The 18,104-nt window shown below is 58.4% G+C and carries 22 protein-coding genes; 19 read left to right on the top strand and 3 right to left on the bottom strand.

What is annotated here, in order from left to right:
* The first annotated feature begins 201 nt into the window (after positions 1-201).
* From K8B33_RS06975 to K8B33_RS06885, 19 genes are all read left to right on the top strand, one after another.
* On the top strand, positions 202-1,050 hold the full coding sequence (locus tag K8B33_RS06975; RefSeq protein ID WP_223424943.1) for an alpha/beta fold hydrolase: 849 nt from the start codon (positions 202-204) through the stop codon (positions 1,048-1,050).
* Positions 1,051-1,210: 160 nt separating this feature from the next.
* Positions 1,211-1,681 carry an eL43 family ribosomal protein gene (locus K8B33_RS06970; RefSeq protein WP_223424941.1) on the top strand — a complete coding sequence of 157 codons (471 nt, stop codon included), beginning with the start codon at positions 1,211-1,213 and terminating at the stop codon, positions 1,679-1,681.
* Between the two features lie 186 nt (positions 1,682-1,867).
* A complete protein-coding gene (locus K8B33_RS06965; protein WP_223424939.1) occupies positions 1,868-2,230 on the top strand; it encodes an Imm50 family immunity protein in 363 nt (120 codons plus the stop codon).
* Between the two features lie 14 nt (positions 2,231-2,244).
* On the top strand, positions 2,245-2,859 hold the full coding sequence (locus K8B33_RS06960) for a LysE family translocator (RefSeq protein WP_223424937.1): 615 nt from the start codon (positions 2,245-2,247) through the stop codon (positions 2,857-2,859).
* 162 nt (positions 2,860-3,021) lie between these two features.
* The gene (locus K8B33_RS06955; RefSeq protein ID WP_223424935.1) at positions 3,022-3,294 is read left to right on the top strand and encodes a hypothetical protein; all 273 of its coding nucleotides are present in this window, start codon (positions 3,022-3,024) and stop codon (positions 3,292-3,294) included.
* A 12-nt stretch (positions 3,295-3,306) separates the two neighbouring features.
* Positions 3,307-3,717 carry a hypothetical protein gene (locus K8B33_RS06950; RefSeq protein ID WP_223424933.1) on the top strand — a complete coding sequence of 137 codons (411 nt, stop codon included), beginning with the start codon at positions 3,307-3,309 and terminating at the stop codon, positions 3,715-3,717.
* A gap of 97 nt (positions 3,718-3,814) precedes the next feature.
* The gene (locus K8B33_RS06945; protein WP_223424930.1) at positions 3,815-4,222 is read left to right on the top strand and encodes a GFA family protein; all 408 of its coding nucleotides are present in this window, start codon (positions 3,815-3,817) and stop codon (positions 4,220-4,222) included.
* Between the two features lie 65 nt (positions 4,223-4,287).
* The gene (locus K8B33_RS06940; protein ID WP_223424928.1) at positions 4,288-4,713 is read left to right on the top strand and encodes a GNAT family N-acetyltransferase; all 426 of its coding nucleotides are present in this window, start codon (positions 4,288-4,290) and stop codon (positions 4,711-4,713) included.
* A gap of 474 nt (positions 4,714-5,187) precedes the next feature.
* Positions 5,188-5,901 (top strand): sulfotransferase family 2 domain-containing protein, encoded by a 714-nt coding sequence (locus K8B33_RS06935; protein ID WP_223424926.1) that lies wholly within the window; start codon positions 5,188-5,190, stop codon positions 5,899-5,901.
* 149 nt (positions 5,902-6,050) lie between these two features.
* Positions 6,051-6,545 carry a DUF2938 domain-containing protein gene (locus tag K8B33_RS06930; RefSeq protein WP_223424923.1) on the top strand — a complete coding sequence of 165 codons (495 nt, stop codon included), beginning with the start codon at positions 6,051-6,053 and terminating at the stop codon, positions 6,543-6,545.
* A gap of 1 nt (position 6,546) precedes the next feature.
* A complete protein-coding gene (locus tag K8B33_RS06925) occupies positions 6,547-6,957 on the top strand; it encodes a VOC family protein (protein ID WP_223424920.1) in 411 nt (136 codons plus the stop codon).
* A 47-nt stretch (positions 6,958-7,004) separates the two neighbouring features.
* Positions 7,005-7,550 (top strand): YdeI/OmpD-associated family protein, encoded by a 546-nt coding sequence (locus K8B33_RS06920; protein WP_223424918.1) that lies wholly within the window; start codon positions 7,005-7,007, stop codon positions 7,548-7,550.
* 106 nt (positions 7,551-7,656) lie between these two features.
* Positions 7,657-8,301, top strand: coding sequence for a glutathione S-transferase family protein (locus K8B33_RS06915; RefSeq protein WP_223424915.1), 645 nt, complete (start codon positions 7,657-7,659; stop codon positions 8,299-8,301).
* Positions 8,302-8,393: 92 nt separating this feature from the next.
* Positions 8,394-9,224 (top strand): class I SAM-dependent methyltransferase, encoded by an 831-nt coding sequence (locus tag K8B33_RS06910; RefSeq protein WP_223424912.1) that lies wholly within the window; start codon positions 8,394-8,396, stop codon positions 9,222-9,224.
* Positions 9,225-9,290: 66 nt separating this feature from the next.
* The gene (locus K8B33_RS06905; RefSeq protein WP_223424910.1) at positions 9,291-9,677 is read left to right on the top strand and encodes a VOC family protein; all 387 of its coding nucleotides are present in this window, start codon (positions 9,291-9,293) and stop codon (positions 9,675-9,677) included.
* A gap of 46 nt (positions 9,678-9,723) precedes the next feature.
* Positions 9,724-10,044: a VOC family protein gene (locus K8B33_RS06900; RefSeq protein WP_223424908.1), complete on the top strand. Its 321-nt coding sequence runs from the start codon at positions 9,724-9,726 to the stop codon at positions 10,042-10,044.
* Positions 10,045-10,150: 106 nt separating this feature from the next.
* The gene (locus K8B33_RS06895) at positions 10,151-10,771 is read left to right on the top strand and encodes a class I SAM-dependent methyltransferase (protein WP_263284577.1); all 621 of its coding nucleotides are present in this window, start codon (positions 10,151-10,153) and stop codon (positions 10,769-10,771) included.
* A gap of 81 nt (positions 10,772-10,852) precedes the next feature.
* Positions 10,853-11,617 carry an SDR family oxidoreductase gene (locus K8B33_RS06890; protein ID WP_223424905.1) on the top strand — a complete coding sequence of 255 codons (765 nt, stop codon included), beginning with the start codon at positions 10,853-10,855 and terminating at the stop codon, positions 11,615-11,617.
* 33 nt (positions 11,618-11,650) lie between these two features.
* Positions 11,651-12,514 carry a methylated-DNA--[protein]-cysteine S-methyltransferase gene (locus K8B33_RS06885; protein WP_223424902.1) on the top strand — a complete coding sequence of 288 codons (864 nt, stop codon included), beginning with the start codon at positions 11,651-11,653 and terminating at the stop codon, positions 12,512-12,514.
* Positions 12,515-12,535: 21 nt separating this feature from the next.
* Here the strand turns inward: K8B33_RS06885 and K8B33_RS06880 are convergent, their stop codons facing one another.
* The 3 genes from K8B33_RS06880 to K8B33_RS06870 all read right to left on the bottom strand — a co-directional run bounded on the left by K8B33_RS06880 (position 12,536) and on the right by K8B33_RS06870 (position 17,837).
* On the bottom strand, positions 12,536-15,655 hold the full coding sequence (locus tag K8B33_RS06880) for a CHAT domain-containing tetratricopeptide repeat protein (protein WP_223424899.1): 3,120 nt from the start codon (positions 15,653-15,655) through the stop codon (positions 12,536-12,538).
* A 9-nt stretch (positions 15,656-15,664) separates the two neighbouring features.
* Positions 15,665-16,414, bottom strand: coding sequence for a 16S rRNA (uracil(1498)-N(3))-methyltransferase (locus tag K8B33_RS06875; protein ID WP_223424896.1), 750 nt, complete (start codon positions 16,412-16,414; stop codon positions 15,665-15,667).
* A gap of 70 nt (positions 16,415-16,484) precedes the next feature.
* Positions 16,485-17,837: an adenosylmethionine--8-amino-7-oxononanoate transaminase gene (locus K8B33_RS06870; protein WP_223424894.1), complete on the bottom strand. Its 1,353-nt coding sequence runs from the start codon at positions 17,835-17,837 to the stop codon at positions 16,485-16,487.
* Between the last annotated feature and the right edge of the window lie 267 nt (positions 17,838-18,104).

Below are 18,104 nucleotides of genomic sequence, written 5' to 3'. Positions count from 1 at the left end.
CAGATGCTAAATACAGAACGCAGGCGATAGGTTGGTGTCAAGTCATGACTGAGCCAAGAGTCGAGTGGTGGATCCGGCCAGTGATCCAGACGAAAGAATCCCGGAATTTTTTCTTCCCGGGCTCCGAAAGTCCATGACAAAAAAGAAACTACCGTGACGGAAAGTAGCTCGCGCGCGGTTTATGAAGAATATGGGGGTGTTATGAAAGCTAAAGTAGTAGCTGATGCTGGTATTTCACTCTACACCGAATCATTCGGCAATCCGGACCATGAACCCGTTGTTCTTGTCATGGGTGCAATGTCGTCGGCAGTTTGGTGGCCTGATGATTTTTGTATTCGGCTGACCGAAATAGATCGTTACGTAATCAGGTACGATCATCGTGACACAGGAAAATCCACCAGCTATGAGCCAGGCGAAGCCCCATATTCTGTCGAGCATCTTGCAGATGATGTGGTTCGCGTAATGGATGGCTATGGGCTGCCGGCAGCCCACTTGGTAGGCATGTCTCTGGGAGGTTTTCTGTCCCAGCTCGTTGCTCTCAAGTACCCGAGCCGGGTAAAGAGTTTGACGCTGATATCTTCAGAGCGGTTGGCAGATACAGACCCGGATATGCCTACGCTAAGTCCTGCAGTCATCGACTATCACCAGCAGGCAGGAGCGCTTGACTGGTCTGATAGAGATGCAGTGGTGGAGTATCAGGTTGGAGCATGGCGAATCAACGCCGGTACTGCCCATGTATTTGAAACCGAAAAGATTCGCAAGATCGCTCAGGAAAGCTATGATCGCACGCAAGACATTTTGACTACATTCAATCACACCACATTAGGTGGGGGCGAGGAATGGCTTGATCGGCTGAATGAGATCACTGCCCCGACACTGATCATTCATGGCACAGAAGACCCGGTGCTGCCTTATGCACATGGATTGGCTCTGAAAGACGCGATTCGTCATTCAGAACTGCTTACACTGCAGGGTGCTGGGCATGAGCTGCATTCCGCTGACTGGCCAGTGATTATTCAAGCACTGAAGAAGCAGACATCAGAATCATAGACGGCGGGTATAAAATGATGCAGGTAGTGTCGATAGATTAAGAATCATCACCCGTGCGCTTAGACAAACCGGGGAGTGCTGACGAACGCATATAGATTCGAAGAATAGCGAGGAGGTTGCTCCTGATTACCAATGTCTGAGAAAAACAGTGAGGAATTGCATGAGTCTGCCATGTCCATTCTGTGGATTTGAAGCATCTGACTTCAGGGAGAGTTACAACTGGCGATGCGGAAAGTGTGGCAAAGACTACGCGGGATGGCTTATCGATCAGAAAGCGAGAGCCAGTTCGCCGAGGGGTGCTACGCATGACAACGCAAGGAAGAATGAGCCGCTGTTTTCACGGCAGAATATCCCTTCTGAAGCTGAGCCCGTGAAGTTTGCTCAATCGTTGTTTGTATTGGCAATCCTTCTGTTGTTGGTTATGAGCTTCGTCATCGAAGGCATATTCTCGTGGGTTTTCCCTGTTTCGATACCTTTGGTCGGCTATTACGCCTTTACCATGCATAAAACAGGCTACGCCATTTCTCAGCACGCTGTTTATCACCGTGACAGGAATGCGATTATGTACAGGATTCATTTATGGGGGGCTGTCGCGTATATTTTTCTGGCCTCTGGTGTTTGGTTCTATTGATGGTGGGCATATAACCGACAGAGTATGTGGGTCAGCGCAAAGCGCCATCGTTTACAGCCGGTGCTTGTCTTCACCCCGGCGGCGGAGCAGTATTCAAGCGGGGTGACCTGCACTGAATCAGGGGTGCCCGTTGATGTAGTGGTTGTCCCTTTAGAGAGGTGTCCAGTGAGTTGGCCTCATCACCTGATGAATCCTGAATCGTTGTCCACGTTGTTCGATTCCATCGATGAGCTGGACAGGTTGAATGTGTTCGAGATCACCCTCAAGAGAGAGGGCCCGGTTCTGGCGCTTCGCGCGGACCTTCCCCGATTTCCGGAGCGCCCCTCGAAGCGTTGGCCGCCCGGCGCGAATCGGGTTCAGGTCTCCATTGAGCTTCTGGGGGTTGAAGGGCTTTCGCTATCTGGATTCGCGCCCGTGAATCACGGGCATCTGGAGGTGGAGCCTTCGCTGCCAGGCTACGCGTTTTCGTTTCATGCGCAGAACCTGGCGCTGAGTGGAAGGTGTTCCGGCCTGCGCATCGCGGGCGTCAGTGCTTATCTGGAAGCATAAGCAGGAGGGCTTTCATGATGTCAGCGGAGTTTCTCATCACTTCCCTGATTGTGGTGCTCATGCCTGGAACGGGCGTGGTGTATACCGTTTCCATGGGGCTTGCACAAGGTCGCGTGGCGGGACTGTTTGCAGCCCTGGGCTGCACGCTTGGCATTCTGCCGCACCTGGCGGCAACGATACTGGGTCTGGCCGCACTGATGCATACCAGTGCTTTGGCGTTTCAGCTGCTGAAGTATGCTGGTGTGGCCTACCTCCTTTATCTGGCTTATGCCACCTGGCGCGACCGCTCTGCGTTTGCCGTAGAATCGGCGCCGTCACGCACAGCTCGACGCGCGATCGTCATCAAGGCGTTCTTGCTCAACATTCTGAATCCCAAGCTCACCCTCTTTTTCCTTGCCTTCCTGCCGCAGTTTGTGGCGCCGGGTGTCGTTCCACCGTTGGTGCAATTGCTTGTCTTGAGCGCCGTCTTTATGCTCATGACCTTTGCGGTGTTTGTGATGTACGGTCTCCTTGCGTATCTGTTTCGCAGGGCCGTTATAGAATCGCCCCGCGTCCAGTCCTGGCTCCGCGGAATATTTGCGGGTGCCTTTGCCGGGTTGGGCGCTCAATTGGCGTTGTCTGAAAGGTAAGTAAGAAGGAGAGCCTGCCCAGATCGCCTCTACGCTGAGTTGACGTAGTTTCCAGGCTGTTGGTTATCCGGTGAATTGTTTTGGTGCGCGCCTGAAGTAAGAACACTTAATTTTCCGAATGCTATTGGTCTGTGATGTACATTTTATAATAAGGGGGAATGAATGAAGATTAGAACGAGCCAGGGAGTTATTACAGGTGGCGAGCTTTTCAATATTGTATCGCATGGATGGTTCATCGGGATATTGGCAATTATGTTTCCATTTTTTATTCTGGGTGCTCTTGGCTTGCTGTTAGTTGGTGAATTCTCTTTATCCGGATTTCTCCTGGTGACCTTTATGGTCCCACTTATAATTGGGATTCAGGCATTGATTTCTGCAGGGATTGTTCTTCTGGGGTTGTGTATCTTTCCTCCCGGAAAAGAAAACTCGTCGTGAAGCGGGAAAATAATGAGATTCTCGGATTCGATAGTGGTGGCTTTGGCCATTGTGCTAATGGTGGCGGGTGTGAATCTTTTCGACGGGTTGACGGACCTGAAGTTCTTCGAAGGAGAAAGATCCCGCTTCATAGTCCCTGTATATGTCCTGGGTAATGCTGCTATGGGTGCTGTGCCTGGCATAATAATAGGGTGGTATGTTACTCATCGCACGCTTCTGATTGGCGCATGTGCCGGATTCGTCTCCGGCGTTATTATTCACTGGATGCTTATTAGCCAGCTCGGCGCCAGAAAAGACGAGCTGGCCGTTCTCGCTACTCACACGAGCTTGGCGGAGGGGGTTGCTTCTGGGATAGATAGTGCCATCGCCCTGTGCGCGTTCTCTGCGCTGGGCATGGTTCTCAGGCAGCGTCGTGAGCGATAGCAATTAGGCCAGCGGATGCTGCCCTGGAAATTCGGTGCCCGTTGGCGAAACTCAAAAGGGCGGCCGGTGTGGGCCAAAAATAGCAGGAGATATTTCGATGTACTCAGGGAGTTGCCTCTGCGGGGGCGTCCAGTTCAACGTAAAGGCGGAACTCGAGCCCATTCAGGTTTGCCACTGCTCGCAGTGTCGCAAAGCGCAGGGCGCGCCGTTTGCGACGAACATTCCGGTAGCCGCTTCGGCGTTCCAGCTGATCAGCGGTGGGGAGTTGCTTACAGAATTCGAATCCTCGCCGGGCAAGAAACGTGTCTTCTGCAGCCGGTGCGGTTCGCCCGTCTACAGCAGCAAAGATACCCTGCCAGGCGTTCTTCGTCTTCGTGCCGGTCTCATCAATGAACGGCTGGGGACTAAACCCATTGCGCATTTTTACACTGCTTCAAAGTGCAATTGGTGGTCTATTAATGACGATTTGCCGCAGTTTGCAGAGGCCTATCTCCCGAAGGGGTGACGGATACCCCAATCAGGCGCCGCACGCGGGGCGAAGGATGTCAGGAACGGTTTTTCGAGGTGAGAATGGCTATCGAATTCAAGGTGAATTTTCCCATAGCGACAGACCAGTTCATTGAGCTTCTCGAAAGCTCCACCCTGGGAGAGCGAAGGCCGATACATGACCGCGTTTGCATGCAGGGAATGCTCGCCAACTCCAATCTTGTCGTTAGCGCTTGGGATGGTGCTTTGCTCATAGGTATTGCGCGCAGCGTCACTGATTTCCACTATGCGTGTTACCTTTCTGACTTGGCCGTTCGTGCGAGCTATCAAAATGCAGGCATTGGAAAACGTTTGCAGTCTCTCACCCAGGAGCAGCTTGGACCGCGATGCAAGCTGATACTCATCGCCGCACCTGCAGCCGATGCTTACTATGCGGGGATCGGGTATGCGAAAAATGATCGGTGTTGGGTCCTGGAGAGAGATATTTCCATTCATACATATCCGGCGTAATGGCGATGATGTCAGAAGGGATGAAATCCCCGCCGTAGCTGATGATAAAGCATGGTGTTTTCCGGGGAGAAGGGAGTTTTTGTGACTAAAGAAGAGGCGTTGAAGGCAAGTCGTAACGGGCAATAGCGGCTCTATTTATGTTTACATCCTATTATTGACAGGGTGGTTATGGGCCTTGAGACCGGACCATTCTTCGGACTTTGTCTTGCCATTATTTTTGTATTTCTTTGGGAGGGCTATGCTTTCCCCTGGTTTCATTTGCAAGCCCTGCAGCCATGGAGCCGGGCCGCAACTACGCCGCTCGGAACGTGCCTTGGAGATGGGTGCTCGGAGTATGCGCTTCCTGGGAGCGGAAAGGCCGTAGGCGTGAAGCGATCAGGCATTGTACGAAGGGGCATTGCGCTGGATGCGCAATTTCGCGAATATAGCAAGCGGCGGCTCAGAACGCCTGGTGGACTGACTCGGAACCTTTATATGATCATTTCGCACAAGCACAAATTCATCTTCATTAAAACCTGTAAGACCGCCGGTACGAGCCTGGAGATTGCGCTTTCCAAATACTGTGGCCCGGATGACATCATCACGCCCATTAGTGCGGTGGACGAGCAGGTTCGTCAGTCGCTGGGCTATCTCGGCCCGCAGCACTACCTGAAGGCGAGGTCGGAGTATACCCTGGCGGATTACTGGCGGTGGATGCGTAAGCGCGAACCGATCAGTCGCTTTTACAATCATATCTTCGCTCAGGATATACAGCGCCTGGTTCCCGCTGACGTATGGAATAACTACTTCCGCTTCTCTATCGTTCGGAACCCGTTTGATCGCGCCGTCAGCCGTTTCTTCTGGCGCCATCGTCGTGGCGAGGTATCGCCAGAGCAATTCCGCAGTTTCCTGTTCAAGGATCCCGAGGCACTGGGCCGCAATCGCAAGCGCACGGAAATTGATGGGGAGTCAGTGGTCGATCTTATGATCCGCTTCGAGCACCTCGAAGAGGATCTGCTGACTCTCTCTGAAAAACTGGGTTTGCCCCGGGACCTGTACACTGAATTCAAGTCCTTTGGCGCGAAAAAAGGCCATCGTCCGAAGAATTCAACCCCCAAAGAGTTATTCGCCGGCTTTGATGATGGCATTGAATTGATCATGAAGGTCTGCAAGAAAGACATTGAAGAATTCGGCTACGGGCCCCCATAGGTCGGGTCGGAGCGTCGTTATTTCCTGACGCAGGTTCACTGATTGATCTGGTGGGCAGGCGCTTTTTTTGTGTGAATGTGGCGTCGGTCAGACGCCTGGCATACATGTCTATGGGAGCATGTGCTGATGGCCTCGTAAGGAGGATTGATATGACACTTCAGGTAACGGCCGTGATGTTCATCGGCATGGGCGCGACCCTGGTCATGGACCTTTGGGGTTACTTTCAGAAAAAGGTTGTGGGTGTGCCGCCGCTCAATTACTGCCTTGTGGGCCGCTGGCTCTGTCATATGCCGAATGGCAAATTCGCGCATCAAAGTATCTTTTCTGCGGCATCAAAGCCCGGGGAGTGCACCGTGGGTTGGGTGGCGCATTATGCCATTGGTATCGCCTTTGCTGGTGCCCTGGTTCTGATTGCCTCTCCGGGCTGGATTCAGCAGCCGACGCTTGTGCCTGCTCTCCTGGTAGGCCTGGCGACGATAGCGATCCCGTTTCTGGTTATGCAGCCCGCTTTTGGTCTGGGAATCGCTGCCGCGAAAACGCCGAACCCGCGCAGAACCCGGATGCTGAGCCTGGCAGCGCATACATCATTTGGACTGGGCTTGTATCTCGCCGCACTGGCGTTCAGCCCTGTGTTGGGAGGTTGAAATGAAATCGATAACCACGTCGCTCATGTTCGTTGGTGATCAGGCAGGCAAGGCCGAAGAAGCTGTGAAACGCTATGTGTCGCTGTTCGCGAATTCGCGGCTCATTGATATCGAACATTACGGTGCCGATGAGCATGAGCCGGAAGGGGCGGTCAAGATCGCGCGGTTCACGATTGGCGGCACCGAATTCCTGGCGATGGATAGCTATCTTGATCATCAGTTTAACTTTACGCCGTCCATCTCCTTGCGCGTAGAGTGCGAGTCGGAGCAGGAGATAGAAGACGCTGCGCGCGTGCTGGCTGAAGGAGGCGCCGAGCTTATGCCGTTGGATAATTACGGCTTCAGCGAGAAGTTCGGATGGCTGAATGACAAGTACGGCGTGTCCTGGCAGCTGAATTTCTCGGCCTCCTGAGGCGCTCCGGCCACATGGAAAACGGGTATCGAAAAGGTGCATCGACGATGAGTGGCAAGACCATGCAGTGCATGACGACGCTGTTGCAACCGGCGAAGCCGGGTGACGGAACGCCCTGGGCGTTCGTGATTCTGCCGAAGAGCGTGGCTGAAAAGCTGCCTCGCCGAGGCAGGACCACTGTGGACGCAAAGATCAACGGCCATGCCTTTCGCGTTACGCTTGAGCCGGATGGCCAGTTGAGTCACTGGTTACGTGTCGATGCCCCGCTCCTTGAAGCCTCGGGCGCATCCGTTGGTGAGAGGGTGACGCTGGATATCACGCCAGTGGCGCGGGAGCCCGAGCCTGAGGTGCCTGCGGATCTGCAAGCGGCTCTTGCGGCAGCACCCGAGGCGCGGGCGGTCTGGGAGGCGACAACCACCATCGCACGCGTGGACTGGATACACTGGGTGACGTCCGCGAGGCAGGCAAAGACCCGTGCCAAGCGGATTCACGATGCCTGCGACATGCTCGCCTCCGGCAAGCGGCGTGTGTGCTGTTTTGATCCTTCCGGCTATTACAGCAAAGCGCTTAAAGCCCCGGAAGTGGCTAGCTGAAACAACAACATGTGTCGAATCTGCTCCGCCCTGAACGACGGGATGATGATGCGGCCCTGTCGGCCGCAGGCATCACGCCGCGACAGCTTCAGGAAGGAGATCACTGATGATTACCGTATACGGATTTGGCAAAGTCACCCCGTTGGTAGAAGGCATCACACGCGACTTGCGTGCGCTCTGGGCGCTGGAGGAATGTGAACTGGCCTATCAGGTTCGCGGGCTGGATGACTTTGCCGGGGAATTGCATCAACCGGCGTATCTCAGCATCAACCCGTTCGGACAGGTGCCGGCCATCGAGCATGATGGCCTGGTGATTTTTGAATCCGGCGCTATCGTGGCCTATCTGGCGAATCAGTCAGAAAAGCTCTTGCCGGCGAATGCGGCGGAACAGGCTCATGCACTGCAATGGTCGTTTTCTGCCTTGGATACGGTCGAGCCAGCGATGACGCAGATTGCCGCGATGGATTTGTTCGAGCCGGATGCCGGCTGGGTAAAGGCGCGACGCCCCGCGCTGGTGAAAATGGCAAATGATCGTCTTGCAGTGCTCGAACAGGTCTTTGCTGACAAGGACTATCTGTTGGGTGACCGGTTCACGTATCCGGACATTCTGATGGCGGCGGCCTTGTGCCAGATTCAGCATACGGATCTTCTGAAGGCCTTCCCCAGCGTCACCGCGTATCGCAGTCGTTGTCTGGCCAGATCAGCGTGGCGCCGGTGCCTTGACGCCTATCATCAGCGTCTGGCAGCGTAATACGGTATTGCAGTTCGTCAATGAGGTATCTGTAGCGACGCCACGCCACACGAAAGTGCATTCCGGGGCGCACATAGCAAGGAGGTCGACGTATGAGCGACAAAATGCCTGCCACAGACACACCGGAGAACTGGGGCGCGGCCAGCCGGGGTTATGCAGAGGACGTTGCGCCGGTCCTGATGCGCGCTTTTACTGAGCCGTTGGTCGAGCGGCTTGCTGTGGATCAAAGCGCGGAGGTGCTGGAAGTAGGTGCTGGTTCCGGAGTGCTTACCGAAGCGCTGTTTCCCCGGGTGAAATCGGTGATGGCCACCGATTTTGCCCCGAAAATGATTGAGGTGCTGCGCGAGCGGTTGCGGGCGGCGGGGGCTGCGAACGTTCAGTGCAAGGTCATGGACGGTCAGTCTCTGGCGTTTCCTGACGCGAGTTTCGATGCCGCAGCGTCCAGCTTCGCGCTGATGTTCTTCCCGGATCGGGTAAAAGGCTTTGCGGAGCTGTGCCGCGTGGTGCGTCCTGGCGGCCGCGTGGCCGTGACCGGTTGGGCTGGTCCGGACCGGTTCGAGTCGTTCGGGCTTTTTCTGGCTGCCGTGCAGGCCGCATTCCCGGATATGCCGGCGCCGCCGTCCCCGCCGCCTGTTTTTCGCCTGTCTGATCCTGCGGCTTTCAAGTCAGAGATGGAGGCCGCCGGGTTTCGTGATGTCCAGGTAGAGTTTGTTGCACGTGAACTGGCATTGCCTGACTTCGACGGACTGTGGCGCATGATGACGGCGGGCGCGCCGCCCGTGCAGGCGTTGCTGGATCGCGTTGGCCCTTCCGGCAAAGATCGCCTCCGCGAGCGCCTGTACGCGATCATCGAGGAGCGGTTCCCGGGCGGCATCATCAAGGTAACCAATGTGGCGACCCTGGGCGTGGGTGTCGCCCCGTGATGAGGGCCCACAGGTACTGCTGATCGGGCTGAAACGAAGTGCAGCGTATGCCGAGGTGCAAATATGATGGCGTACACCATGGTAGGCACGCAGGATCTGGAGAAAGCGCGGGCGTTTTACGACCCTGTTTTTGACAACATGGCACTGGAAGTCTGCTGGGAAGATGAGGCCTGTGTTTCTTACGGCAAGAACGATGATCTGAGTTTCCCGCGTTTCTTCGTCGGCTATCCGTTTGATGGCAAGCCGGCCAATGTCGGCAACGGCGTCATGACCGCATTCCAGTTTGAAGAAACGAATCAGGTGGATCGTCTTTACGAGTTGGCCATGCAGCACGGCGGCAGTTCAGAAGGTGAGCCCGGCTACCGACCCCAGTACGCCGAGGGCTTTTACGCTGCTTACGTCCGCGATCCGGATGGCAACAAGCTGGCGTTTGTGATGTATCCGAAAGAGTAAACATCAGCGCGAAATCCACAGCAGTTAATCGACTGAGAGTCTTGTCATGAAGAAGATACATATCGCGATTTCCACCGATGATATCGAAAAGACCGTGACGGACTACACGGAGCGCCTGGGCTTTGCGCCCTGTGTGCTGGTGCCGCAGCAGTACGCGTTATGGAGAAGCGATACGCTGAACCTGTCCGTCCGTCAGGATGTCACCGCCCGCCCGGGCTCACTCCGGCATCTCGGATGGGAGGACCCCGACGCGACGGCATTCACCCAGAATGCCGACGTTAACGGTGTCGTCTGGGAACGATTTAACGCAGCGCATCAGGCAGAAGAAATTAATGCGTTATGGCCTGATGCCGGTTACAAACCTTGACCTTCCCCCCGTGTCAGACATTAAGTTCGATGCCATGAAACCAGAAGAGATAGCCGCGCAGCTCCGCTGCCCCAATGGGGACCAGGCAGGCGACGTGGCGCAGCGAATGAACCATGCCAATCAGAGCGCGAATCGTGCGTGCCTGGAGCTCCTGCAGGTGGCGACGGGGGACCGGGTGCTGGAAATCGGGCCCGGCAATGGTGCTTTCGCAGGGGAGATTGTCGCCGGGGCGGCGCAGGTCGCTTATACCGGGCTGGACTGGTCCGCCGACATGGTCGACGCAGCACGCAAGCTGAATCGGGCGCTGGTGCAGCAGGGGGAGGCGGCATTTCTGCAGGGAAGCTCGGACGCCTTGCCTTTCCAGCGCGCGAGTTTCGACAAGGTGCTCTCGGTTCACACCCTCTACTTCTGGGAACACCCGGAACGCCACCTGAACGAGATTCGGCGCGTGATGAAGCCGGGTGGCCGTTTTTGCCTTGCCTTCGCCGACCGGGCTTTCATGCAGGCGCTGCCGTTTGTTGCCCATGGATTCACGCTGTACGACTTCCCGCACGCGGAGCGTCTGCTGCGCGCCAGCGGGTTCGACATTCTGGCCGAACGGCAGCTACAGGATACCGGGCACAGCAATACCGGTGATGTGGTGGACAAGGTCATCAACATCATCGTGGCGACGGTGCCCGCCTTTCATGTGAGCAGCCGGCCAATTCAGCAAGATCCGGGTCGGTAACCGACGCATGGCCTCATAGACTGACCTCGCACAACACCGCAAAGGCGGATCACATGAGGTCAGTCACATGAGGTCAATCACATGAAAAGGCTCGAAGGTAAGGTGGCTATCGTAACGGGGGCGAGTGCCGGCATCGGTGAGGCGACGGCGCGCCTGTTTGCGCAGGAGGGCGCCTCGGTGGTGGTGGTCGCGCGTCGTGCTGAGGTGCTTGATGCGCTGGTGCATGCCATCACCAAAGCCGGTGGTGAGGCATTGGCTGTCGCGGGTGATGTGGGTGAGGAGGCGTTTGCCCGCGTTATGGTCGAGCGCACGCTGGCGCGCTTTGGTCGTCTGGACATTGTTATCAACAATGCGGGCATACTGGGCGCCATGGGGCCGGTACCGGACATGGCCTTGTCGGATTGGCAGCAGGTGATCACGACCAATCTGACCAGTGCTTTTCTGGCGGCGAAGTATCAGTTGCCGGCGATGTTGGCGAGTGGCGGCGGCTCGCTTGTTTTCATGTCGACGTTTGTGGGGCATACGGCAGGTATGCCGGGCATGGCGGCGTACGCGGCGAGCAAGGCGGGCCTGGTCGGCCTGACGCAGGTGTTGGCTGCCGAGTATGGCGCGCAGCGTATCCGGGTGAATGCCTTGTTGCCGGGCGGTACGGATACCGAGGCTGCGCGGGAGTTTGCGGATACGCCTGAGGCTCAGGAATTCGTGGCGGGCCTGCATGCGTTGAAGCGTATCGCCGCGCCAGAAGAAATCGCGCACGCTGCACTGTATCTGGCGTCGGATGACGCCAGCTTTACCACCGGTTCTGCCATGCTGGTGGACGGCGGTGTATCCATCAATCGAGTTTGAGGGATTCGACTCTTCCTGTCCGAGGACCAGGCCATGGCTTTATCTGATTATGAACGCGTTGAAAAAGCGATGGCTTATATGGTCGATCATGCGTCGCGCCAGCCGAGCCTTGATGAGGTGGCCGCGCAGGTGCACCTCAGCCCCTATCACTTCCAGCGGCTGTTTTCCCGCTGGGCGGGCACCACGCCCAAGCGTTTTCTGCAGGCCGTTACGCTGGAACGCAGCAAGCTTTTGATCGAGGATGAGCAGGCGCTGCTGGCGGTATCGCACAGCGTTGGCCTGAGCGGCGGCTCACGGCTGTACGATCATTTTGTGCAGCTGGATGCGGTGACGCCGGGCGAGTACAAGCGCAAGGGGGAAGGGCTGGCTATCCAGTACGGGTTTCACCCCACTCCGTTTGGGCCGATGTTTGTGGCCATGACGCAACGGGGCATCTGCCGCCTGGCGTTCGTGGGCGATGGTGGTGCTGACGATCCGGTGGCGGCGCTGCGCCGGGACTGGCCGTTAAGCACCGTTGAGGAAAATATGACGGTCACTTCTGCGGTAATAGAAAATTTGTTCAGCGCGTCATCGAAGGGCCAGAACGGGCCGCTGTCGTTGCATGTTGCGGGCACCAATTTCCAGATGGCGGTATGGCGAGCCTTGCTGCGTATTCCGCCGGGAAAACTGGCAAGCTATTCCCAACTCGCTCGGGTGTTGGGTCGTCCCGGTGCGGCCCGCGCGGTAGGGAATGCCGTGGGCGCCAACCCCATCGCATTGCTGGTCCCCTGTCATCGGGTGATTCAGCAAAGTGGTGCGCTGGGGGGCTATCGCTGGGGCCTGATGAAAAAGCAGATGGTGCAAGCCTGGGAATTGGCCGAGAAAGCAACAGACCCGATCGAGGGCCGGGCAAACTGACAGTCCGCGGCCGCAGCGACGTCAGAGCCAGTTGCCCATCAGAATAAACGGCGCCCAGTAATAGGGGTGACTGAAAGGCCGGTCCGGGTTGGTGATATACGGCTCAGGCACATTGCCTGATGCAGGCCTGGCCAGACCGCGTGTCAGGTTTTCCGGTACGGCAGAGAGGTCCATCTGGCCGCCCAGCAACGCCAGTTGGGCGCGACGCAGTGCTTCGGCCTTGTGCGTCTGCGCGTGCACCCGATGGTCGTAGAACTGCTGCATGAACAGGCCGGTGCTGGCATCGGCGACCGGCCACAGGGTGGCAATGACCGCTCGCGCGCCCTGACGCTGGGCCATCACACCGAACCCTTCGACTTCGCGCCCGTTATCTCCCGGACCGCCCACGGCGGTATCGCATGCCGACAGGGTGAGCAGATCAACCTCATGCAGAGGGAAGGCGCCATGGCGAAAGTCTTCCAGACTGAGTCGTTGATCGTTACCGAGCACCAGGAAGGAATCCGCTTCAGTGCCGTGCCCGAAATGAAAGTGGCTGGCGATATGCACTACCGGATACGCGTCTTCGAGTATTTCGGTCAATGCGTCGGCATCAAATTCGCCATCCAGATGAATGCTGCCGTGCAGCATGCCGCCTTCGGGATTGCGCAACGGATCGCGCACCACCGAGTGCAGCTCGAACGGCACTGCGGGCAGTGCAGAGAAACCGGCAGCCGCTTCGCTCACTCCCAGGCCAGCGACGCGCCAGTCGGTCCGTGGTGGTGTGGTCAGATTGGTGCGTGCGGCGGCGGTGTAAATGCTGAGGGCATAGTCTTCAACCAGCCAGCGTTCGCCGGAGTGCAGGGCGGCCAGCGGCAAGTAACGGAGATTGGCGTCCAGGCCCAGCATCAGCACGCGCGCCTGGGCTTGCTGCAGATCATCATGGACGGGGGCAATCAGCACGTCATAGAGCGCGCGTGCTGGCGCCTGCGGATCGCGTCGCGGGTCCTGGAGGACCTGCCGATAGGCAAGGATCAGGCGGTTGAGTTCAGCTTCGCTGATGGCGCTGTCACGATGCAGCTGTACATCGGCCGTGGTGACGAGAATGCGCAGCCGCTCTGGTGTCACCAGATAATGCAGCAGTACGGTGCCCGGGCCGAGCTGCCGGAGTGTGCCTTGCAGTGCGCGCAGGCTGTCCAGGTCATGTTCAGCAAAGGCCATGGCCCGTTCGGGGCCGAGTGCAGCAAAGGCGGAGCGCAGGTCCTGCAGATGTGCCTGGTAAGCCTGCCGGGCCACAGCCAGATCTGCTTGCAGGGTCTGATAACGCGCCTGCTGCGCGGCGTCTCTGGTGGCGCGCGGCAGGCGTGACAGTTCATCGTACTCGCGGCCGAGGGCGGCCAGGTTGGCACCAATCTCGTTGTAACGTGCCACCCATGGCGCCTCGAAGGCATTGCTGGTTGCTGCGCCAGAAACCCCCGCCGCGCGCTGGTCACGGCGCACGAAGTCCACATACTCCTGTTCCTTGAGCAGGCCGAGTATCTGTTCGGCCTCGCCCAGACGCCCCTGGCTGATCAGCAGGTCGGCCAGCTCGGTGTAGACGACGCGTTTGTCTGCGAGCAAGGACGTTTGCAACGCGGCATCCAGGGTCTGTGCACCGGCGCGCAGTGACTGGATGGCGTTGACGGCGCGCTTGCCGTAGAACGCCGCTTCGTAAGGCCGATCCATCAACAGCAACAGCTGTTGCAGTGCGTGGTTGACCTGCCATTGCAGCGCCGGCGCGGACGCCATGTCTGCGACCACCAGGGTTTCTTCATAGATGGCCAGTGCCTGCTCATACTGCCCGAGGTGCTGGCGTGTACGACCCTGCGCGAATGCTGCACTGTGCTGTGCTGAGAAGCCGATGTCCTGGTAGATCGTCTGTGCTTGCTGATAGTGGCGCAAAGCTCTGGCATGCCTGCCCTGGGCTTCGTACACGCTGCCTATGCCGTACAGGCTGGCCGCTTCCGCATGGCGCCGGTGTGTACGGCGGGCGATGCGCAGGGCCTGTTTGTGGTGGGCCAGCGCGGCGTCAAGTTGGCCCAGCTGCTGGAGGGCGTTGGCACTGTTGTTGAGTGCGGCGCGCTCGCCGTCGCGGTCGCCACTGTCGCGCATGATCTCGATCGCTTGCTGATAGTATTCCAGCGCCTGCCCGGATTGGCCGAGCTGATGGTGGGTCACGCCAATATGCATCAGCGAGCGGCCTTCCCAATAGCGATCGCCCAGCGCGCGATAGCGCGCCAATGCCTGCTCGCCATGGGCCAGCGCGAGCGCATACTGGCCGAGTTCGCCGTACAGGACATACAGGTTGTTGTGGATCAGTGCTTGCAGCGAGATGTCTTCCGCCCGCTGCGCACTGTCCAGCGCACGGGACAGTGTTTCGACGGCGAGCGTATTGTTTCCCTGGAGCTGATACAAGGTGCCGATATAAAACAGGGCGTCGCTTTCAAGACGTACATTTTCAAGACTGTCGTCGCTGATTTCGCGGGCGATGACCAGTACCTGCTGATGCTCCGTCAATGCGGCGGCGTACTGGCCCAGATCCTGATACAGCAGAGCGAGGCGTCGTCGTGAGCGTGCTTCGCCAGCTAAATCGCCGAGCTCGGCGCGCTTGAGTAATGCTTGCTGGTAGTGCTCCATGGCTTGGGGATAAAGCGCCAGGCGCTCATAGACGATGCCGAGGTTGTTGTGGGTGGTGCCCTCTGCCTCGAGCGCCGCAACCTCGCGGTGAATCTGCAACGCTTGCTGATAATGCTCCCGGGCCTCTTCCAGCGCACCAAGGCTCAGAGAGACGTCGCCGAGATCCTGAAGTGCCCCGCCTTCGCGGCTGCGATCGCCCAGTTCACGATGCAGCGCCAGGGCTTGCTCATAGTGACTGCGTGCGCAGGCGTACTGTCCAAGGTCTTCATATTCGTAGCCGAGGGCGTGCAAGGTCTCGGCTTCGCCGTGCCGGTCGCCGAGTTGGCGGTGCTGCGCCAGCGTGGCTTCGAGCTCAGGCTCGCTGCACACCGGTGACGGCGGGGTGGCCTTGTGCAGACTGGTGCAACCACTGAAGCTGGCCAACAGGCACAGGAGCGGCAGCAGGGGATGGTTTTTCCGGGTGGTGTATCGCAATGGCAGCATGGCCATGGCAGGCGCCTACTGTGTAGTTGATGGGTCTTGTGAGAGGGACAGATCGGCCATAGTCCACAAGGCCGCCAGCAAGGCGACCGGCGCTGTCTCGGCGCGGAGGACGCGGTTGCCGAGGGCGAAGGCGATGAAACCGGCGTCTTGGGCGGCGGTCAGCTCGCCCTCGGTCAAGCCGCCTTCCGGGCCCGTCAGCAGGGCAAGGCTGCTGGCGGCGCGCAGCTGCGCGGGCGCCAGCGGTTGTTCGCCGGGATGGGCAATCAGTTTCAGGTCGGCATCGGTATGTTGCACGAAGGTGGTCAGCGGCAGCGGTGGCAGGATCGTCGGGACGCGGTTCAGGCCGCACTGCTCGCAGGCACTGATGGCCACCTGTTGCCAGTGGCGGCATTTCTTTTCCAGCCGTTCGCCATCCAGCCGCACGTCGGTACGTTCGGTCAGCAGCAATTGAAAGGCGGTGGCGCCCAGTTCGGTGGCTTTCTGGATGGCGTAATCCATGCGCTCGCCCTTGATCATCGGCAGGGCGACGGTCACGGGCCAGGGCGCGCTGCGGTCGTCGTGGCTGTGGGCATAGGGAATGGCGGTGACGCTCTTCTTGCTGATGGCGCTGATGCGCGCCGACCATTCGCCGCCGTCGCCGTTGAACAGGCTGATCTCGTCGCCCACCGCCATGCGCAGCACGCGGGCGATATGGTGACTGGCGTCCGCACCCAGTTCGGTGGGCGTGTCGAGGGCGAAGGGTTGCGGGTCATAAAAGCGGCGCATGGCGGATCCGATAGCGGGTGTTGATCCGGCTATGGTAGCGGAAAGGCGGTGCGCGGCGCTCCCTCATTGTTCAGTCGCGGGTGGCGAGATTGATGCCTTCCCAGGCCACCTCGGCCAGATGGTCAATCTGTTCTGGTGTGATGATATACGGCGGCATGAAATAGGTGACGTTGCCCAGTGGCCGCAGCAGCGCTTCGCGCTTCAGGGCATGCTGGTAAACGCGCAGGCCGCGCCGTTCGCGCCAGTCGTAGACTTCGCGGGTTTGCTTGTTCTTGACCATTTCCACGGCGGCAATCATGCCGGTCTGGCGTACTTCGGCCACATGCGGGTGATCTTCAAAACGCGCCAGTGCCTGGCCCATGTGCGCCGCCAGCTTCTGGTTTTCGTTGATCACGTCATCGGTTTCGAAAATCTTCAGTGTGGCCAGGGCGGCGGCGCAGGCCAGCGGGTTGCCGGTAAAACTGTGCGAGTGCAGGAAGGCCCGCAGGGTGTTGTAGTCGTCGTAAAACGCGTTGTAGATCTCATTGCTGGTGAGCACGGCGCACAGCGGCAGATAGCCGGCAGTCAGGCCTTTGGAGAGCGCCATGAAGTCCGGCGTGATGCCGGCCTGTTCGCAGGCAAACAGGGTGCCGGTGCGGCCGAAACCCACCGCGATCTCGTCGGCGATCAGGTGGACGCCATACTTGTCACAGGCTTCGCGCAGCAGCTTCAGGTAGATCGGATGGTACATGCGCATGCCGCCGGAGCATTGCACCAGGGGTTCCACGATCACGGCGCAGATTTCTTCGTGGTGTTCCGCCAGGATGGCTTTCATGCCAAGGAACTGGCGCCGGGAATAAGCTTCCCAGCTTTCGCCTTGTTCGCGGTGAAAGCAGTCCGGGCTGGGCGCGGTGTGCACTTCCATCAACAGCGGTTTGTAGGTGGACTTGTACAGATCCACATCGCCGACGGCGAGGGCGGCGAGCGTCTCGCCGTGATAGCTGTTGCCCAGGGTTACGAAGCGATGCTTGCGCGGCTTGCCGACGTTCTGCCAGTAGTGGAAGCTCATCTTCAGTGCGACTTCGATCCCGGAGGAGCCGTTGTCGGCGTAGAACACCCGGTCCAGTCCCGGTGGTGTGATCGCCACCAGCTGCTCTGAGAGCGCCACCACCGGCTCGTGGGAAAAGCCTGCCAGGATCACATGTTCCAGCTGATCCAGTTGCTCGTGTACCGCCTGATTGATGCGCGGATTGGCGTGCCCGAACAGGTTCACCCACCAGGAGCTGACGGCATCGATATAGCGGTTGCCGTCGAAGTCATGCAGCCATACGCCCTCACCGCGCTTGATCGGGATCAGTGGCAGCGTCTCGTGATCCTTCATCTGTGTGCAGGGATGCCAGAGGACTTGCAGGTCTCGCTCGATGATGTCGCGGTTGCTGGTCATGGGGGGTGGGTACTCCCTGGGGTTGAGGCTTGGGAGACAAGGGTACTGTGCTGGAGCCTTTGGGGGTAGGGTGTGTGGCGTCGTGCGCCGGGAATACACGGATGCGAAGAGGGCGTAGGGTGTGCTGAGCGTAGCGAAGCGCACCGCTTGCTCACGTTCACTACTGCACTCTGGCAATGGCTCCTCAAAAAACCCGAAACGCCCTGCTGTGACGTCGGTTGTTGCCGGGCGTCCGCGGGGGCGGTGCGCTTCGCTGTGCTCAGCACA

Origin of the sequence: Alcanivorax limicola (assembly GCF_019931215.1) — a bacterium.
Taxonomy (GTDB): domain Bacteria; phylum Pseudomonadota; class Gammaproteobacteria; order Pseudomonadales; family Alcanivoracaceae; genus Isoalcanivorax; species Isoalcanivorax limicola.
Note: the sequence above shows the minus strand (reverse complement) of the source record. Positions and strands in the feature narration are given on the sequence as shown.

Bases quoted from the DNA above. Each gene is read 5' to 3' on its own strand.
- K8B33_RS06930 (WP_223424923.1), top strand. From the start codon at position 6,051: ATGACACTTCAGGTAACGGCCGTGATGTTCATCGGCATGGGCGCGACC.
- K8B33_RS06890 (WP_223424905.1), top strand. From the start codon at position 10,853: ATGAAAAGGCTCGAAGGTAAGGTGGCTATCGTAACGGGGGCGAGTGCC.
- K8B33_RS06945 (WP_223424930.1), top strand. From the start codon at position 3,815: ATGTACTCAGGGAGTTGCCTCTGCGGGGGCGTCCAGTTCAACGTAAAG.
- K8B33_RS06870 (WP_223424894.1), bottom strand. From the start codon at position 17,837: ATGACCAGCAACCGCGACATCATCGAGCGAGACCTGCAAGTCCTCTGG.
- K8B33_RS06975 (WP_223424943.1), top strand. From the start codon at position 202: ATGAAAGCTAAAGTAGTAGCTGATGCTGGTATTTCACTCTACACCGAA.
- K8B33_RS06895 (WP_263284577.1), top strand. From the start codon at position 10,151: ATGAACCATGCCAATCAGAGCGCGAATCGTGCGTGCCTGGAGCTCCTG.
- K8B33_RS06900 (WP_223424908.1), top strand. From the start codon at position 9,724: ATGAAGAAGATACATATCGCGATTTCCACCGATGATATCGAAAAGACC.
- K8B33_RS06940 (WP_223424928.1), top strand. From the start codon at position 4,288: ATGGCTATCGAATTCAAGGTGAATTTTCCCATAGCGACAGACCAGTTC.
- K8B33_RS06960 (WP_223424937.1), top strand. From the start codon at position 2,245: ATGATGTCAGCGGAGTTTCTCATCACTTCCCTGATTGTGGTGCTCATG.
- K8B33_RS06885 (WP_223424902.1), top strand. From the start codon at position 11,651: ATGGCTTTATCTGATTATGAACGCGTTGAAAAAGCGATGGCTTATATG.
- K8B33_RS06965 (WP_223424939.1), top strand. From the start codon at position 1,868: ATGAATCCTGAATCGTTGTCCACGTTGTTCGATTCCATCGATGAGCTG.
- K8B33_RS06915 (WP_223424915.1), top strand. From the start codon at position 7,657: ATGATTACCGTATACGGATTTGGCAAAGTCACCCCGTTGGTAGAAGGC.
- K8B33_RS06905 (WP_223424910.1), top strand. From the start codon at position 9,291: ATGGCGTACACCATGGTAGGCACGCAGGATCTGGAGAAAGCGCGGGCG.
- K8B33_RS06910 (WP_223424912.1), top strand. From the start codon at position 8,394: ATGAGCGACAAAATGCCTGCCACAGACACACCGGAGAACTGGGGCGCG.
- K8B33_RS06880 (WP_223424899.1), bottom strand. From the start codon at position 15,655: ATGGCCATGCTGCCATTGCGATACACCACCCGGAAAAACCATCCCCTG.
- K8B33_RS06955 (WP_223424935.1), top strand. From the start codon at position 3,022: ATGAAGATTAGAACGAGCCAGGGAGTTATTACAGGTGGCGAGCTTTTC.
- K8B33_RS06875 (WP_223424896.1), bottom strand. From the start codon at position 16,414: ATGCGCCGCTTTTATGACCCGCAACCCTTCGCCCTCGACACGCCCACC.
- K8B33_RS06970 (WP_223424941.1), top strand. From the start codon at position 1,211: ATGAGTCTGCCATGTCCATTCTGTGGATTTGAAGCATCTGACTTCAGG.
- K8B33_RS06920 (WP_223424918.1), top strand. From the start codon at position 7,005: ATGAGTGGCAAGACCATGCAGTGCATGACGACGCTGTTGCAACCGGCG.
- K8B33_RS06950 (WP_223424933.1), top strand. From the start codon at position 3,307: ATGAGATTCTCGGATTCGATAGTGGTGGCTTTGGCCATTGTGCTAATG.
- K8B33_RS06935 (WP_223424926.1), top strand. From the start codon at position 5,188: ATGATCATTTCGCACAAGCACAAATTCATCTTCATTAAAACCTGTAAG.
- K8B33_RS06925 (WP_223424920.1), top strand. From the start codon at position 6,547: ATGAAATCGATAACCACGTCGCTCATGTTCGTTGGTGATCAGGCAGGC.